The sequence below is a fragment of the Mycobacterium barrassiae genome (assembly GCF_025822765.1).
GTDB classification, from domain to species: Bacteria; Actinomycetota; Actinomycetes; order Mycobacteriales; family Mycobacteriaceae; genus Mycobacterium; species Mycobacterium barrassiae.
Genome location: NZ_JACKUK010000023.1, coordinates 224,395 through 240,264 on the forward strand (window position 1 = coordinate 224,395; position 15,870 = coordinate 240,264).

The following is a 15,870-nucleotide window of genomic DNA, read 5'->3' on the forward strand; positions in this document are numbered from 1 at the left end:
TTTCTTGCGCTCAGTCACCCAGGATGAAGGCGGGCGACGAGAAGGGTCCCCACACCTGCGGGGGTGAGATCACCGGAGGCTCGGTGTAGATCGAGACGTGCCCCGGCCGCTGAGTCGTGGTGGTTCCCGCCGATTCATGCGTGGTCGTGACGCTGGAGGCGGCGGCGCCTGGTGCCGACGCGATGGCGGCGGCGACGGCCCCGGCGCCGATCAACAGTGCGAGAGTGTGCGGCTTGGTGTTCATACGAATTTCTCCTAGATCCATTTCTTGTCGTGTCAGACAATCGACGAATTTGTCGCTGTCTGTGTCATACAAGATTCAATCTAGGGAGAGATATTGCGGGCGGCTCCTACCTCAAATGAAATTCAAATATCCGCTATTTCTGGCAACCTGCGTCAGGCGACGGTGCGGCGGACCTGTGCGGCGATCTCTTGGAGTGCGGCATCGTCGTGCACCGGCGGCGCCCAGTCGGGCTCGAGGGGTAGCGGAACCCAGCTCTTGCACCCCGCATAGTCGGGCGTGCGTTGCAGTCGTATCGGCGCGCGCAGCGGGCTGGCCTGCACCACGAGCACGGTGAGACGGTGTTTGGGCCGGAAGTCCAGCCGGTCGGCCCGCACCGAGTCGGCCGTCCAGATGTGCAGGGATTCGATCTCGTCGAGATTCTCGGGCCTGCTGACCTCAACGGCGGCAACGACTTTCGCGCCAGCTCGCAGGACGACCTCGTCGGCGGTGCTGTCGGCAGCGGCGGCATCGAGCAGATCGCGGTGTTCGGGCCTGACTCGCTCGGCGTGGCTGTGCGCCACCGTCGGGAAGAACAGGAAGCGCGAGGCGCTGAGCGCGAACCGTTTCTCGTGAATGCCGCCCTTGCGCAGCAGCACGGTTTGTCTGCCGTCCAGCAGCCCGTGCACGGCCGCGCCCCACTCCTTGAGCGCGGGCTGGGTGAGTGTGCCCGTCTCCGCCATCGCGGCTAGCCGGCCCCGGCGGCCATCCGCGCCCGCACCTCGGGGCGCCGCAGCGGCGGAACGGTCTTGGGCGGTTGACGGCGCGGCTGCAGCCCACCCAAGAGCCGGGTGGTGGTCGCGGTGACCTCGGCGACCGCTTCCTCGAAGGCCTCGGCGTTGGCGCCGGACGGCCGTGTGATGCCGCTGACCTTGCGGACGTACTGACGCGCGGCGGCCTCGATCTCCTCGGGAGTGGCCGCCGGTTCCAGGCCGCGTAGCTCCGTGATGTTTCGGCACATGGCTCCACGATAGGTTCGACCCATGACCAACCCCAACAACACCGACGTCCTGCTGATCGACACCCAGGATCGGGTGCGCACGCTGACACTGAACCGCCCGCGGTCCCGCAACGCGTTGTCGTCGGAGCTTCGGACGAAGTTCTTCCAGGCGCTGCGGGACGCGGAGGCTTCGGATGACGTCGACGTCGTCATCTTCACCGGTGCCGATCCGGTGTTCTGTGCGGGGCTGGACCTCAAGGAACTCGGCGATTCCACCGAACTGCCCGACATCTCGCCGAAGTGGCCGTCGATGACCAAGCCGGTGATCGGCGCGATCAACGGCGCCGCGGTGACCGGCGGGCTGGAGCTGGCGCTGTACTGCGACATCCTGATCGCCTCGGAGAACGCCAAGTTCGCAGACACCCACGCCCGGGTCGGGTTGATGCCCACCTGGGGGCTGTCGGTCCGGCTACCGCAGAAGGTCGGCGTCGGACTGGCCCGCCGGATGAGCATGACGGGCGACTATCTCTCGGCCGCCGAGGCACTGCGGGCCGGACTGGTCACCGAGGTGGTGCCGCACGACGAGCTCCTGCCGGCCGCGCGGCGGGTGGCGGCCTCCATCGTCGGCAACAACCAGAAAGCCGTACGCGCCCTGCTCGCGTCGTATCACCGCATCGACGAGGCCGGCACCTCCGAGGCGCTGGCGATCGAGGCCGAGTCGGCCCTCGAGTGGATGCGCACGGCCACCGGCGACGACATCGCCGCCAACCGCGCCGCGGTGTTCGAGCGGGGTCGCGCGCAGGTCCGGTAACCGCGCGTGCCATACGATTCCGCGAGTTCGCGTGGCCTCGTACGCTGTCGAGCGTGAACGAAGCACACGAATACTGCGGCAGCGACGAGTGGCGTCAGATGATTCGCGAAGTCATCCTGCCGTGGGCGCTGGGCGAAACCGATCTCGGCGACGACGTTCTCGAGGTCGGGCCAGGATACGGCGCCACCACCGACGTGCTCGGCGCGTCGACCGCACGACTGACATCGGTCGAGATCGACGACAAGCTCGCCGCGTTGCTCCGTGAGCGCTTCGCCGACAATCCCTCGGTCGAGATCGTCAACGGCGACGCCACGGCACTCGACTTCGCCGACGGAAGGTTCACGGGCGCAGCCTGTTTCACGATGCTGCACCATGTGCCGACCGTGGAGCTGCAGGACAAGCTGTTTGCGGAGATCGCGCGGGTCCTGAAGCCCGGTGCGGCGCTGGTGGCCAGCGACAGCCTTGGTAGCGACGAACTGGCCGTCGCGCATGAAGGCGACAACTACAACCCCGTCGACCCGGATTCACTGCCGTCTCGGTTGGCCGCCGCCGGATTCGGCGACGTACACGTCAGGACCAACGACTACGGCTGGACGATGATCGCGCGCATACCCGGCTGACTCAGGGGCTGGGCGGGATGTTGATGTCGACGCGGACCAGTTGCTCGATTCCCGGCTGATAGGTGACCGGTTCGGACGGCGTCGGGCCGAACGTCGGACTCAGCTCCCCTCCGGGTCCGGCGAACTGGACGTTGAACGACGGCATGGCCGGGGCGCTGGTGATGTAGAGCGCCTCGCAGATGCCGTCCTGCAGCCGCGACCGGAAGAACTGGCCGTAGGCGACTTTGGGGGTGTCGGTGGCCGTTCCACCCTCGGAGAGAATCACCGACGAACCTCGACGAACAGGGCCGAGTGCTGCGGCACCGACACATTGGTCGGCGTCGTCGACCTGGGTGAACGGCTGGTGGATCAGCACATAGACGGCGGTGGGCACGGTCGGCTCTGCCGCCGACTGCGGCGCCGCGACCAGGCTTGCCGATGTGACGACGGCAAGTGCGTATCCGAGCCGTTTCATGGGTTTCTCCTATGTCAAGCCGCTGCCATTTGGCAAGTGGTTTGACGGTTGTTGTGGTCGGTGAGCAGGTGGTTGAAGACGACGCGGGCGAGGCGGCGTTTGAGGCCGCGCAGTGCTTCGGGGGTGGAGTCGCCTTGCACGAGGCGATGCCGGTAGTAGGTCTGGCCGAGACCGTCGAGGCGGATTTGGGTGACCGCGATGCGGTGCAGCGCGGCGTTGAGTTGACGGTTGCCCGAAGGTGACGGTTGGGCCGGTCGGCGGACATACCTCAGTGGGGGCGGTGCCACGCTCCTATCAAGTCACGCCGGCCGGTCCTTCACACCTGATGCCGACAAAACGCATGCACGCCAACCCGAAGGCGGAGCCTATGAGCCAGACACCAGATGATCAGGATCCAACCACCGCAAGAAGCGGTGCCCTCACCCTGACACTGACGCGAGCCTAACCGGTGCCCGGTACCAGCCAGCGACCGGAAAAGGCTCGCCAGCCGACGAACACCAGCCGCAGCACCATGAACGTCGACAACCCGGCCCAGATGCCGAGCAGTCCCCAGCCGAACGCCAGCGACAGCCAGATCAACGGCAGGAACCCGACCACTGCGCTGATCAACGTGGCATTGCGCATGAACTTGGCGTCGCCGGCACCCAGCAGCACACCGTCCAGCGCGAAAACGATTCCGGCGATTGGCAATTGAGCCACCATGAACCACCACGGGACGCCGATGGCGTCGAGCACCGAACGGTCGTCGGTGAACACAGTCGGAAACACCGAGGCGCCGACCGCGAACACACCGGCCAGCACCGCGGAGGCGAGCGTCGAGAAGATGGTGACCCGCCAGGCCACCGACTTCGCATGCGCCAGCTGCCCCGCTCCGAGCGCGGCACCCACCAACGACTGCGCGGCGATGGCGAGCGAGTCCAACACCAGGGCAAGGGTGTTCCACAGTTGCAGCACCACCTGATGCGCCGCGACCGCGGCAGCGCCGAACCTGGCGGCGACGGCTCCCGCGGAGACGAAGCAGGCCTGAAACGCCAAGGTGCGCAACAGGAGATCTCGCCCCAGCACGACCTGGGATCGCAGCACCGTGGGGTCGATCCGCAACGGCACCCGCTCCACGTAGAGCGCGCGCAGGAACAGCAGGGCGGCGAACCACTGCCCGACCAGGTTCGCCACGGCCGAGCCCGCCAGCTCGAGCCTCGGAAGGCCAAGCCACCCGTACACGAGCAACGGGCACAGCACCGCCGACAGCGCGAAGCCCGTCACGACGTAGCGCAGTGGGCGCACCGTGTCCTGCACACCGCGCATCCAGCCGTTGCCCGCCGCCGAGACCAGGATGGCCGGAACGCCGAACGTCGCGATCCGGACCCATGGCAGCGCGGCGTCGGCGATCTCGCCGCCCCCGGAAGACCCAGCGAGTGCCGACACCAGCGGCACGGCCGCCACCTGAACGACCAGGACGATCAGCCAGCCAAGACCAACGGCCATCCAGGTGGCCTGCAGACCCTCGCCGACCGCCGCCCGCCGGTCACCGGCACCGAAGAACCGCGCCGAGCGGGCGGTGGTGCCGTACGACAGAAACGTCATCTGCGAACTCAGCGTCGCCAGGATCAGCCCGCCGATCGCCAGGCCGGCCAGAGCCAGCGCGCCCAGACGCCCGACGATGGCGATGTCGAACAGCAGGTAGATCGGCTCCGCGGCGAGCACCCCGAGCGCGGGTAGAGCCAGGCCCGCGATGCGGCGACCGGTTGCCGTCGGCGCCGCGGATTCGTGGGACGGATCAGCCAAGGCGCCTGCCGACAGGGTCAGCGAAGGCGCGCGTCGACGACGTCAGCGGAGGGCCTCGCGAAGTGCCTGCACGACATCGTCGGCAGACCCGGTCGCCGAGTAGCCGGCCGCCAGCCGGTGCCCGCCCCCGCCGAATGCACTCGCGAGGGTGGCCAGGTCATAGGACTTCGCGCGCATCGACACCGACCAGTGCCCCGGTTCGATCTCCTTGAAGACCGCCGCCACTTCGGCCTGTTGGGTGGTGCGCACGATATCGACGATGCTCTCGACTTCCTCGGGCCGCGCATTCTTCCATTCCTGGTGTCCCACAATGACATACACCAGGCCGCGACCGCCCGCGGCGTCGGGCAGGAGCTGCGCCGACGCCAGCACCCGCGACAGCATGGGCAGCCACGCGAACGGGTGGGTGTCCAGAAGGGTGCGGCTGATCGACGCGTTGTCCACGCCGAGGTCGACCAGGCGGGCGGCCAACCGGTGCGCCCGTGCGCTGGCCCAGCGGAACGACCCGGTGTCGGTGGTCAGCCCGGCGTACAGACAGTGCGCGACACCCAGATCGATCGGTTTGCCCCAGGCGTCGAGGAGGTCGGCCACCAGCATCGTGGTCGAGTCGGCCGACGGGTCGACGAAATTAGCGGTGCCGAACAGCATGTTCGAGGCGTGGTGGTCGATGACCAACACCTCGCGGTCGCGGTCGGCCAACTCACGCAGTGCGCCCAGCCGGTTGACGCTCGGGATGTCGACGGTGACCACCAGATCGGCGTCGCGTCGCATCGCGTCCGGCGCGACGAGCAGATGCGTGCCGGGGAGCGACTGCAGCGATTCGGGCAGGTCAGCCGGTGCCCCGAAGCTCACCTGGACGCTTTTGCCCGCATTGTCGAGCACCAGCGCCAGCGCCAGGCCCGCGCCGAGGGTGTCGGCGTCGGGATAGACGTGGCAGACCACACTCACGGTGTGTGCCCCCGCCAGCAGGGCGGCGGCGGCACGGGCGTCGACGCGGTCGCCCGTGGGAGGGGCGTCAGTCGCCTTGTCGATCGCGGTCACCGGTGTCCTCAGCGTCGATAGCGTCGATCTCGTCTCGGTCCCCACCGATATCCCGCACCCCGTCTATACGGTACGGGTCCGCATCGCCGGCGTGCCGGGCACCTTCGCGAACTCTTGCCAAATCCTCATCCGCGGCGCGTGCACGAGCCAGCAGCTCCTCCATCCGGACGGCGGTATCGGGCACGGTGTCGCGCTCGAACGCCAGCGTCGGAGTGAACCGAACCCCGAGGCTCGCGCCGACCTTGGACCGCAGCACACCCTTGGCCTTGTCCAAGGCCGCCGCGGCGCCCGCGTAGTCGGGCTCATCGGCCAGCGAACTGCCGAGCACGGTGTAGAACAGCGTCGCATCGTGCAGGTCGTTGGTGACCTTCGCATCGGTGATGGTGACGCCGGTCAGCCGCGGGTCCTTGATCTCGTACTCGATCGCCGAAGCGACGATGGTGGAAATCCGCTTGGCCAGCCGGCGAGCTCGTGCCGGATCGGGCATGTGCGAACCTCCTAGGTTCTCTGCTTCTCGACGAGTTCGTACGTCTCGATGACGTCGCCTTCCTTGATGTCGGAGTACGTCAGCGTCAGACCGCATTCGTACCCGTCGCGCACCTCGGTGACGTCGTCCTTCTCGCGACGCAGCGACGACACAGTCAGGTTCTCCGCGACGACGACGCTGTCACGAAGCAGACGCGCCTTCGAGTTACGCCGGATGACACCGGAGGTGACGAGGCAGCCGGCGATGTTGCCGACCTTCGACGACCGGAAGATGGCGCGGATCTCGGCGCGGCCGAGCTCCTTCTCCTCGTAGACCGGCTTGAGCATGCCCTTCAGCGCGCTCTCGATCTCGTCGATCGCCTGGTAGATCACCGAGTAGTACCGGATCTCCACACCCTCGCGGTTGGCCAGCTCGGTGGCCTTGCCCTCGGCGCGGACGTTGAACCCGATGATGATCGCGTCCGAGGCCGACGCCAGGTTGACGTTGGTCTCGGTGACGCCGCCGACGCCGCGGTCGATGACCCGCAACTCGACCTCGTCGTCGATCTGGATGCCCAGCAGGGCCTCCTCGAGCGCTTCGACCGTGCCAGCGTTGTCGCCCTTGAGGATCAGGTTCAGCTGGCTGGTTTCCTTCAGCGCCGAATCCAGGTCCTCGAGGCTGATCCGCTTGCGAGTCCGCGCGGCCATGGCGTTGCGCTTGCGCGCACTGCGCCGGTCGGCGATCTGGCGGGCGATGCGGTCCTCGTCGACAACCAGGAAGTTGTCACCGGCGCCCGGCACCGACGTGAAACCGATGACCTGCACGGGCCGCGACGGCAACGCCTCCTCGACGTCGTCGCCGTGCTCGTCGACCATGCGGCGCACACGCCCGTAGGCGTCGCCCGCCACCACCGAGTCGCCGACCCGCAGCGTGCCGCGCTGGATGAGCACGGTGGCCACGGGACCGCGACCGCGGTCCAGGTGCGCCTCGATCGCGACGCCCTGGGCCTCCATGTCGGGGTTGGCCCGCAGGTCGAGCGCGGCGTCGGCGGTCAGCACGACAGCCTCGAGCAGCGCCTGGATGTTCGTGCCCTGCTTCGCCGAGATGTCGACGAACATCGTGTCGCCGCCGAATTCCTCTGGCACCAAACCGTATTCGGTCAACTGGCCACGGATCTTGGCAGGGTCAGCGCCTTCCTTGTCGATCTTGTTGACCGCGACCACGATCGGCACATCGGCGGCCTGCGCGTGGTTGATGGCCTCCACCGTCTGCGGCATGACGCCGTCGTCGGCGGCGACCACCAGGATCGCGATGTCGGTGGCCTTCGCGCCACGGGCACGCATCGCGGTGAACGCTTCGTGGCCCGGGGTGTCGATGAAGGTGATCGGCCGCGGCGTGCCGTCGAGGTCGACCTCGACCTGGTAGGCGCCGATGTGCTGGGTGATGCCGCCTGCCTCGCCCTCGCGGACGGTGGCGTTGCGGATCGTGTCCAGCAGTCGGGTCTTGCCGTGGTCGACATGACCCATGACGGTGACCACCGGCGGACGAACCTCGAGGTCCTCCTCGCCGCCCTCGTCCTCGCCGTAGGTGAGGTCGAAGGACTCGAGCAGCTCGCGGTCCTCGTCCTCGGGCGAGACGACCTGCACGACGTAGTTCATCTCGCTGCCGAGCAGTTCGAGCGTCTCGTCGCCGACGGACTGCGTCGCCGTGACCATCTCGCCGAGGTTGAACAGCGCCTGCACCAACGAAGCCGGGTTGGCGTCGATCTTCTCGGCGAAGTCGCTCAGCGAGGCACCGCGGGCCAGGCGAATGGTCTCACCGTTGCCGTGCGGGAGCCGGACACCACCGACGACCGGCGCCTGCATGTTCTCGTATTCGGCGCGTTTCGCCCTCTTCGACTTACGGCCACGCTTGGGCGCGCCACCGGGACGACCGAAGGCACCCGCCGCGCCCCCGCGCTGGCCGGGACGACCGCCACCTCCGGGACGACCGCGATAGCCGCCGCCACCGGCGGGCGCGCCGCCACCACCGCCGGCGCCACCGCCGCGGTAGTTACCGCCACCGCCGCCGGGACCGCCCGCACGACCACCACCGCCGCCGCCGGGTCCACGGCCACCGGGACCCGGACGCGGTCCACCGGGCCGACCGCCGGCAGGGACGCCCGGACGGGGCCCGGCCGGACGCGGAGGCATGTTGCCCGGCGACATGCCGGGCCGCGGAGCTCCTGGCCGCGGCGCGCCGGGACGGGGCGCCTGCGGACGCGGAATCGGCCGGTCAACCGGCTGCTGCGACGAGAAAGGATTGTTGCCGACGCGCGGGGCACGCGCGGCGGGCTTGGGCGCACCGGGCGCACCGGGTGCCGGGCCGGGCCGGGGCCCTGGTGTCGGACCTGGCTGCGCCGGGGGTGCAGCCGGAGGCGCGGTTGGTGCCGCGGCGGCTGCCGGAGGCGGCGCGGGTGCCGCCGGTTCCGCTGGCGGCGCGGGCTTGGGTGCGGCCGGCTTCGCGGCCGGTTTGGCCGGCGCGGCGGCGGCAGCGCCGTTTCCGTCTGTCTTGGCCGCCTTCTCCGCGGCCGGCTTGCCACCGCCGAACGACTCACGCAACCGGCGGGCGACGGGGGCCTCCACAGTGGAGGACGCGGATTTGACGAATTCGCCCTGATCGCTCAGGCGGGCGAGTACTTCCTTACTTGTGACACCGAGTTCCTTGGCCAACTCGTGTACACGGGCCTTACCTGCCACTACAACTCCTGTCTAGGAGGCCGCAGCGGTGGTGGGCGCCGCGCCTCGGGTTAGCTATGACACATGGTCATCGGGACTTCACGGTGTGCTCATGTTCTTCGCAACCTGTTCTGTTGCCGGGTGTCGGAGCCGCTCTGACGTGCTCCATTACCGCGGTGGTATCTGGTTTACCGCTGATGCGCAGCGCTCGGACGAATGCTTGCCGCCGGATTGCTGCGTCTAGACACTGCGGATCGAGGTGCAACCAGGCACCCCGCCCCGGCAGCTTTCTCGCAGTGTCAACGGTCACGGCGCACTTGCCGTTCCCCTCATCCACCGCGACCACACGAAGCAGTTCGACGGCCAGCTCTCGCCTCCGACAGCCGATGCACGTCCGGACCGGTCCTTCTGGTCTTCTGTGCGGAGCAGCCGAAGTCTCGCGCTGGATCACGGTTCAGTCTAGCCACACCTGGTCGTCACACCGAAATACCAGGGACTCGAACCGCCGCTGATCCGTCGCTGGTGGCCTCACCCAGCCGGTACTGCCTCCGCATCACTGCGGATATCGATGCGCCAGCCGGTCAGGCGCGCCGCCAGGCGGGCGTTCTGCCCTTCTTTGCCGATCGCCAGCGACAACTGGAAATCCGGCACCACGACACGGGCGGCCCGCGCAGTCTCGTCGATGACGCTCACCGACACGACCTTGGCCGGCGACAGCGCGTTGGCCACGAACTTCGCCGGATCGGGATCGAAGTCGATGATGTCGATCTTCTCTCCCGACAGCTCGCTCATCACGTTGCGCACCCGCTGGCCCATGGGTCCGATGCAGGCGCCCTTGGCGTTGAGTCCGGGGACGCGCGACGTCACCGCGATCTTCGAACGGTGGCCGGCCTCGCGCGCGACCGCGACGATCTCGACCGACCCCTCGGCGATCTCGGGCACCTCCAGCGAGAAAAGCTTGCGCACCAGGTTGGGATGCGTGCGCGACAGCGTGATCAACGGTTCGCGGGCCCCGCGCGTCACGCCGACGACGTAACAGCGCAGACGATCGCCGTGTTCGTAGCGCTCCCCCGGGACCTGCTCGGCGGCGGGGATGACGCCCTCGGATCCCTTGGTTTCGCTGCCCATCCGGACGACGACCAGGCCGCGGGCGTTGGCGCGGGCATCGCGCTGGATGACGCCGCCGACGATGTCACCCTCGCGGGCGGAGAACTCGCCGTAGTTCTTCTCGTTCTCGGCGTCGCGCAGCCGCTGCAGGATCACCTGACGCGCGGTGGTCGCCGCGATGCGGCCGAAACCTTCTGGTGTGTCGTCCCATTCAGAGATGACGTTGCCGTCTTCGTCGGTTTCGCGTGCCAGCACCTGGACCACGCCGGTCTTGCGATCGATCTCGATGCGGGCGTCGGCCTGGTGGCCCTCGGTATGCCGATAGGCCGTCAGCAACGCCGACTTGATGGTTTCGACGACGACGTCGACCGAAATGCCCTTGTCGGCCTCGATGGCATGCAACGCCGCCATGTCAATGTTCACCGCGGAGCCTCCTTCTCAGATAGACCGGCCAGCTCCAGTTCGCGCTGATTCGGAGGTGAGAACTCAACCTGTACAACCGCTTTGGCGATGCTGCTCATCGATATCTCGCGGACCGAGAGTGCGGCGCTGCGCGGATCGCGCACGACCAATCGCACAGTGCCGTCGCGGGTTTCCCCCAATCGGCCGGTCAGTTCGGCGCCGTCGGACAGCGTCAGGTCGACCTTGCGGCCGCGGGCCCGACGGAAATGCTTCTCAGTGGTCAGCGGCCGGTCCACGCCCGGCGAGGTGACCTCGAGGACGTAGGGGGTTGCGCTGCGGTCGACACGATCCAGCAGTTCGGATGCCGACCGGGACAACGCGGCGGCCGCGTCCAGGTCCAGGCCCTGATCGCCGTCGGCCACCACGGTGATGCGAGGGGGGCGCGCGGCGGCGTCGATGACCACGTTCTCGATCTCGTAGCCTGCGCGCGCGAACTCACCGTCAAGTAGCTCGACCACCTGTTTCTGCGACGGCAATCCCGCTGAGCGCTCCGTCACGGCGAGCTCCTCATCTTGAGTTGTCTCCGACCACTGGTTCGGTGTGTCTTCGGCGCGAAACCGGAACAGACACTGGACCTGCGTATCAACGATACGCCAGCGCCGGGGTGCTAAACGGCAAAAAGCGCGGTGGCGATGGGCACCCCCCACAATGGCAAGATGTTGCACGTGCCGAGCCCCCCGCTGACCCTCAGCAGGCGTCAACTCCTGGTCGGAGCAGCGGCATTGACACTGCTGGGAGCCTCGGTGTCGGCGTGTGGATCGTCGGAACCGCCGCCGGAAATCGCCGAGCTGGCGGCCCAACTGGACCGGGCCCGAGCCGACAGCCAACTCGCGACCGACGCGGCAGCCGCCGCGAAAGGGGCGACCGTCGAGGCGTTGACCACGGTGGCATCAGAGCGGTCGGCACATGCGGAGGCCCTGTCCGACGAGCTGGTCAGGATGCGCGGGGCCGATGCGCCCACGAGCACCACACCCCCATCCACCGAGACGACTGCCGAGCCCGCCAAGGCGCCGACCGTTCAGGACGTCATCGACGCGCTGCGCACCTCGGCCGATAGCGCGGCCAGCCTGGCCGCCAAGATGTCGGGGTATCGCGCCGGGCTGCTCGGCTCGATCGCCGCGGCCTGCACCGCCGCCTACACCGTCGCGCTGACGCCTCCGGAGGAGCCGCAGTGACCTCGCCCCAGCCGTCGCCAACAACTACTACGACGTCACCAACGACCACCTCCCCGACCACCTCCCCGACCACAACGACGTCGTCGCGCGCCGCCGAACCCACCAGCCCGACGCGACCGCAGAATCCCGCCGACGGCGCACTGTTCGACGCGATCGCCACCGCGCAGGCCGCGATCTACGGCTACGGGATCGTGTCGGCGCATTCGTCGCCCGACATGAACTACCTGGTGTCGTCGTCCATGGCGCAGCACCGCAAGCGGCGCGAGGAAGCACTGGCGATGCTGGAGGCGCGGTCGGTGGAGGCGCCGCTGCCCGCGGCCGGCTATCAGTTGCCGATCGAGGTCGACAACCCCACCGACGCGGCGAATCTCGCGGTGCGCATGGAAGAGGACGCCGCCGTCGCGTGGCGCGCCGTCATCGAGCAGGCCACCGACGAACAGGAGCGCGCGTTCGGCGTCAGCGCGCTGACGGAGTGCGCGGTCACGGCGGCGGAGTGGAGCCGGGTGCTGGGCACGAAGCCGATCACGGTCGCGTTCCCGGGCGGCAGCGAATAATCCCCTCACGAGCAGACGCCAACTCCCCCTAAATCGCCCAACTTTGGGGGTTTTCGCGTCTGCTCGCGGTCAGGAAGTCAGGGCCGTCGCAATCTCGGCGGCCGCATCGCCCACGGGCACTTCCCGCGTTTCGCCGGTGAAGCGGTTGCGCAGCTCCACGACGCCGTCGGCCCAACCGCGGCCGACCACGACGATCCACGGCACTCCGAGCAGCTCGGCGTCCTTGAACTTGACGCCGGGCGACGCCTGCCGGTCGTCGAGCAGCAGTTCGAGCCCGCGACGGTCGAGTTCGGCGGCCAACTCCTCGGCGCCGGCGCGGGCGGCGGCGTCCTTGTTGGCGATCACGACGTGCACGTCGAACGGAGACACCGACGACGGCCAGCGTAGGCCCAGGTCGTCGTGATGCTGTTCGGCGATGACGGCGACCAGTCGCGACACCCCGATGCCGTACGAGCCCATCGTCAACCGGACCGGCTTGCCGTTCTCGCCGAGCACGTCGACTTCGAACGCGTCGGTGTACTTACGGCCCAGCTGGAAGATGTGCCCGATCTCGATGCCCCTGGCCGACACCAGCGGCCCTGCCCCGTCGGGTGACGGATCCCCGTCGCGCACCTCGGCGGCTTCGATGGTGCCGTCGGCGACGAAGTCACGCCCGGCGACCAGGCCGACGACGTGCCTACCTGGTTCGTCAGCCCCGGTGATCCAGGAGGTGCCGTCGACCACCCTCGGGTCGACGAGATAGCGAACGCCGTTGGCCAGCAACGCTTTCGGGCCGATATAGCCCTTGACCAGAAACGGGTACTTCTTGAAGTCGTCTTCGTCGAGCAGGGCATACTCGGCGGGATCGACGGCTGCGCCCAGGCGCTTGTCGTCGACTTCGCGGTCGCCGGGCACGCCGACGGCGAGCAGTTCCCAGTCGCCGCCGGGCACGCGGGTCTTGAGCACGACGTTCTTCAGCGTGTCGGCGGCGGTCACCTCACGGTCGAGCGCGGCGTTGGCCCACTCGACCAGCGTGGCGATCGTCGGGGTGTCAGGTGTGTCGTACACCTTGGCCTCGGGCTGCCCCTCGATCGGCAGGGCCTCCGGCACCGCGGTGACGACGGCCTCGACGTTGGCGGCGTATCCCGATCCCAGGCAGCGCACGAAGGTGTCCTCGCCGATCTCGCTTTCGGCCAGAAACTCCTCGGATGCGCTGCCGCCCATCGCTCCGGACACCGCCGACACGATCACGTACCTGACGCCCAGCGTGTCGAAGATCTGCTGATATGCGATCCGATGCGCCTGGTAGACGGTTTCCAGCCCGGCGTCGTCGACGTCGAACGAATACGAGTCCTTCATGACGAACTCGCGGCCCCGCAGGATGCCTGCGCGCGGCCGCGCTTCGTCGCGGTACTTGGTCTGGATCTGGAACAGCAGCAACGGGAAATCCTTGTAGCTGCTGTACTCGCCCTTCACCGTCAAGGCGAAGAACTCCTCATGGGTGGGCCCGAGCATGTAGTCGTTGCGGCGACGGTCCTGAAGCCGGAAGACGCCGTCGCCGTACTCGGTCCAGCGGTTGGTGGTCTCGTAGGGCCCCCTGGGCAGCAGCGCCGGGAACAGGATCTCCTGTCCGCCAATGGCGTTCATCTCGCGGCGGACCACAGCCTCGATCTTGCGCAGCACCCGCAGACCCAACGGCAGCCAGCTGTACAGCCCGGGCCCGATCGGACGGATGTAGCCGGCCCGGATCAGCAGCTTGTGGCTGGGAACTTCGGCGTCAGCCGGATCGTCGCGCAGAGTGCGCAGGAACAGCTCGGACATGCGGGTGATCACAGCCGACAACCTTACTGACCGGCACTGGGTCGCCGAGCGCACGGTTGTTTGCGGGGCTTCTCGCGATTTACGTACAACAAGCGTGCAGTCGGCGGGGGCTACAGCTCGCCGGCCTCCACCGCCTCGCGGGTGTGCTGGGCCGTGGCGATCTGGCGAGCGGAGAAGCCGATCCAGAACGCGGCGATGCCGACGATGACCGCGACGCCCGCGACCCACAGCAGCGAGTACGTGTAGCCGTAGCCCAGCGCGTCGAGTTGGGCGGGCGTCATGTCCTTGACCGGGCCGGTCGTGCCGCCGAGGTACAGCGTGCGCGAGGTCTGCACGGCCTGGATGACGACCAGCACCAGCGGGCCGCCGAGGTTCTGCACCATGAGCGTGATCGACGACACCGGACCGATCTCTCGGGGGCCGACCTCGGCGACGGCGCACAGCGGCAGGATCACCGCGATCACCCCGATCCCGAAGCCGCCGACGACGATCGGCGCGAACAGGTTGGGGAAGTACGGAATGCTGCGAGTGAGCGTCGAGCCGTACAGCATGGCCGCGAGCACGAACGCCCCGCCGCCGATGATGAGCCAGCGCGGCGCGATATGCGGTGCGAGTTTGGCCGCCACCACGCTGCCGACGCCGAACGCGAGCGCGAACGGGATGAAGCAGATGCCCGCCTTCAACGCCGAGTAGCCGAGCACGTCCTGCACCAGCAGCCCGATCATCACCGTCAGCGTCAGCATCACGCCGCCCGCGAGGAACAGCGCGACGAAAGTCATCACCCGGTTGCGGTTGTCGAACACCGAGAACGGCACGATCGGGTGCTCTGCGGAGCGTTCCACCACCAGGAACGCGATGAAGAAAATCGCCGACGCGATGCCCGCGCCGATCACCCACGGATCGACCCATGCGCGCGGCGGGCCCTGGGTGAACACGAACACCGCCGACGAACAGCCCAGCGTGGCCAGCAGGGCGCCGGTCACGTCGAGCTTGAGCCGTTCGTGGTGCGTCTCGGCCAGCCGGAGCACCGCGATCGTGATGATCGCGATGCCGATCGGCACATTGATCAGAAACGCAAGACGCCACGAGATGACGGTGAGCGCGCCGCCGAGGACCAGGCCCAGCACCGAACCGACGCCCTGCATGGCCGCCGACACCGCCAACGCGCGGTTACGGGCCTGCCCGACCGCGTACGTCGTCGCAATCAAAGCCAGGCCGGTCGGCGCGGCCACCGCGGCACCGGTGCCCTGCACGGCCCTCGCGACGATCAAAGTGATGCCGTCCGTGGCGAGCCCGCACACCAGCGACGCGATCGTGAACACGCCGACACCGGACAGGAACGCTCGCTTGTGGCCGATGGCATCGCCGATGCGCCCGCCGAGCAGCAACAGCCCGCCGAACGCCAGCACGTAGGCGGTGATCACCCAGCTCTTGGCGACGTCGGACAGATCCAGATCGGCCTGCATCCGCGGCAGCGCGACGATCACGATGGTGCCGTCGAGCGTCGACATGAGCTGCATGCCGGTGATCGCGACGATCGCGATGCCGAGCACCGACGACGACAACGGTGTGGTGGCCCGGTCCGACCCTGAGGAACCGCCCACCGCAGACATGGCTTGCCAGCCTACCGAGCGTGGTGATTTCGGCGTGCGCAGTCA

17 protein-coding genes and 1 pseudogene are annotated in these 15,870 nt (G+C 68.2%); 4 read left to right on the plus strand and 14 right to left on the minus strand.

Annotated elements, in window-relative coordinates; all coding sequences use genetic code 11:
- Positions 1-10: 10 nt before the first annotated feature.
- From H7J93_RS11435 to H7J93_RS11445, 3 genes are all read right to left on the minus strand, one after another.
- Positions 11-244: a hypothetical protein gene (locus H7J93_RS11435; RefSeq protein WP_267306400.1), complete on the minus strand. Its 234-nt coding sequence runs from the start codon at positions 242-244 to the stop codon at positions 11-13.
- 152 nt (positions 245-396) lie between these two features.
- Positions 397-963: a DUF1802 family protein gene (locus tag H7J93_RS11440; RefSeq protein ID WP_267306401.1), complete on the minus strand. Its 567-nt coding sequence runs from the start codon at positions 961-963 to the stop codon at positions 397-399.
- Positions 964-968: 5 nt separating this feature from the next.
- A complete protein-coding gene (locus H7J93_RS11445; RefSeq protein WP_267306402.1) occupies positions 969-1,241 on the minus strand; it encodes a DUF2277 domain-containing protein in 273 nt (90 codons plus the stop codon).
- A 22-nt stretch (positions 1,242-1,263) separates the two neighbouring features.
- Here H7J93_RS11445 and H7J93_RS11450 point away from each other — a divergent pair, with 22 nt between their 5' ends.
- Positions 1,264-2,031, plus strand: a complete 768-nt coding sequence (locus H7J93_RS11450) for an enoyl-CoA hydratase (RefSeq protein ID WP_267306403.1) — start codon at positions 1,264-1,266, stop codon at positions 2,029-2,031.
- Between the two features lie 53 nt (positions 2,032-2,084).
- Complete coding sequence (locus H7J93_RS11455) at positions 2,085-2,651, plus strand: class I SAM-dependent methyltransferase (RefSeq protein WP_267306404.1); 567 nt, start codon at positions 2,085-2,087, stop codon at positions 2,649-2,651.
- Position 2,652: 1 nt separating this feature from the next.
- Here the strand turns inward: H7J93_RS11455 and H7J93_RS11460 are convergent, their stop codons facing one another.
- The 9 genes and pseudogenes from H7J93_RS11460 to rimP form a co-directional block, all read right to left on the minus strand.
- Positions 2,653-3,105, minus strand: coding sequence for a hypothetical protein (locus H7J93_RS11460; protein ID WP_267306405.1), 453 nt, complete (start codon positions 3,103-3,105; stop codon positions 2,653-2,655).
- 14 nt (positions 3,106-3,119) lie between these two features.
- Positions 3,120-3,341: pseudogene (locus tag H7J93_RS11465) on the minus strand (IS110 family transposase); the annotation flags it as partial.
- 205 nt (positions 3,342-3,546) lie between these two features.
- Positions 3,547-4,890, minus strand: coding sequence for an MATE family efflux transporter (locus H7J93_RS11470; RefSeq protein WP_267306406.1), 1,344 nt, complete (start codon positions 4,888-4,890; stop codon positions 3,547-3,549).
- 42 nt (positions 4,891-4,932) lie between these two features.
- Entirely contained in the window at positions 4,933-5,931 is a 999-nt protein-coding gene (locus tag H7J93_RS11475; protein WP_267306407.1) for a DHH family phosphoesterase, read from the minus strand.
- Positions 5,906-6,418, minus strand: coding sequence for a 30S ribosome-binding factor RbfA (gene rbfA, locus H7J93_RS11480; RefSeq protein WP_267306408.1), 513 nt, complete (start codon positions 6,416-6,418; stop codon positions 5,906-5,908). Before rbfA ends, H7J93_RS11475 begins: the two co-directional genes overlap by 26 nt.
- 11 nt (positions 6,419-6,429) lie before the next feature.
- Positions 6,430-9,135, minus strand: a complete 2,706-nt coding sequence (gene infB, locus H7J93_RS11485; protein ID WP_267306409.1) for a translation initiation factor IF-2 — start codon at positions 9,133-9,135, stop codon at positions 6,430-6,432.
- A 67-nt stretch (positions 9,136-9,202) separates the two neighbouring features.
- A complete protein-coding gene (locus H7J93_RS11490) occupies positions 9,203-9,565 on the minus strand; it encodes a YlxR family protein (protein ID WP_267306410.1) in 363 nt (120 codons plus the stop codon).
- A gap of 77 nt (positions 9,566-9,642) precedes the next feature.
- On the minus strand, positions 9,643-10,644 hold the full coding sequence (gene nusA / locus H7J93_RS11495) for a transcription termination factor NusA (RefSeq protein ID WP_267306411.1): 1,002 nt from the start codon (positions 10,642-10,644) through the stop codon (positions 9,643-9,645).
- Positions 10,641-11,180, minus strand: a complete 540-nt coding sequence (gene rimP, locus H7J93_RS11500) for a ribosome maturation factor RimP (protein ID WP_267306412.1) — start codon at positions 11,178-11,180, stop codon at positions 10,641-10,643. The genes nusA and rimP overlap by 4 nt, the downstream gene beginning before the upstream one ends.
- Before the next feature lie 159 nt (positions 11,181-11,339).
- Between rimP and H7J93_RS11505 the strand changes: the two genes are divergently transcribed.
- A complete protein-coding gene (locus tag H7J93_RS11505) occupies positions 11,340-11,858 on the plus strand; it encodes a hypothetical protein (RefSeq protein ID WP_267306413.1) in 519 nt (172 codons plus the stop codon).
- The gene (locus tag H7J93_RS11510; RefSeq protein ID WP_372507856.1) at positions 11,855-12,412 is read left to right on the plus strand and encodes a ferritin-like domain-containing protein; all 558 of its coding nucleotides are present in this window, start codon (positions 11,855-11,857) and stop codon (positions 12,410-12,412) included. Before H7J93_RS11505 ends, H7J93_RS11510 begins: the two co-directional genes overlap by 4 nt.
- Positions 12,413-12,481: 69 nt before the next feature.
- On the opposite strand, the gene H7J93_RS11515 is transcribed toward H7J93_RS11510, so the two are convergent.
- Both H7J93_RS11515 and H7J93_RS11520 read right to left on the minus strand, forming a co-directional pair.
- Positions 12,482-14,224 (minus strand): proline--tRNA ligase, encoded by a 1,743-nt coding sequence (locus H7J93_RS11515; RefSeq protein WP_267306414.1) that lies wholly within the window; start codon positions 14,222-14,224, stop codon positions 12,482-12,484.
- 98 nt (positions 14,225-14,322) lie between these two features.
- Positions 14,323-15,825, minus strand: a complete 1,503-nt coding sequence (locus H7J93_RS11520) for an MFS transporter (protein WP_267306415.1) — start codon at positions 15,823-15,825, stop codon at positions 14,323-14,325.
- Positions 15,826-15,870 lie beyond the last annotated feature (45 nt).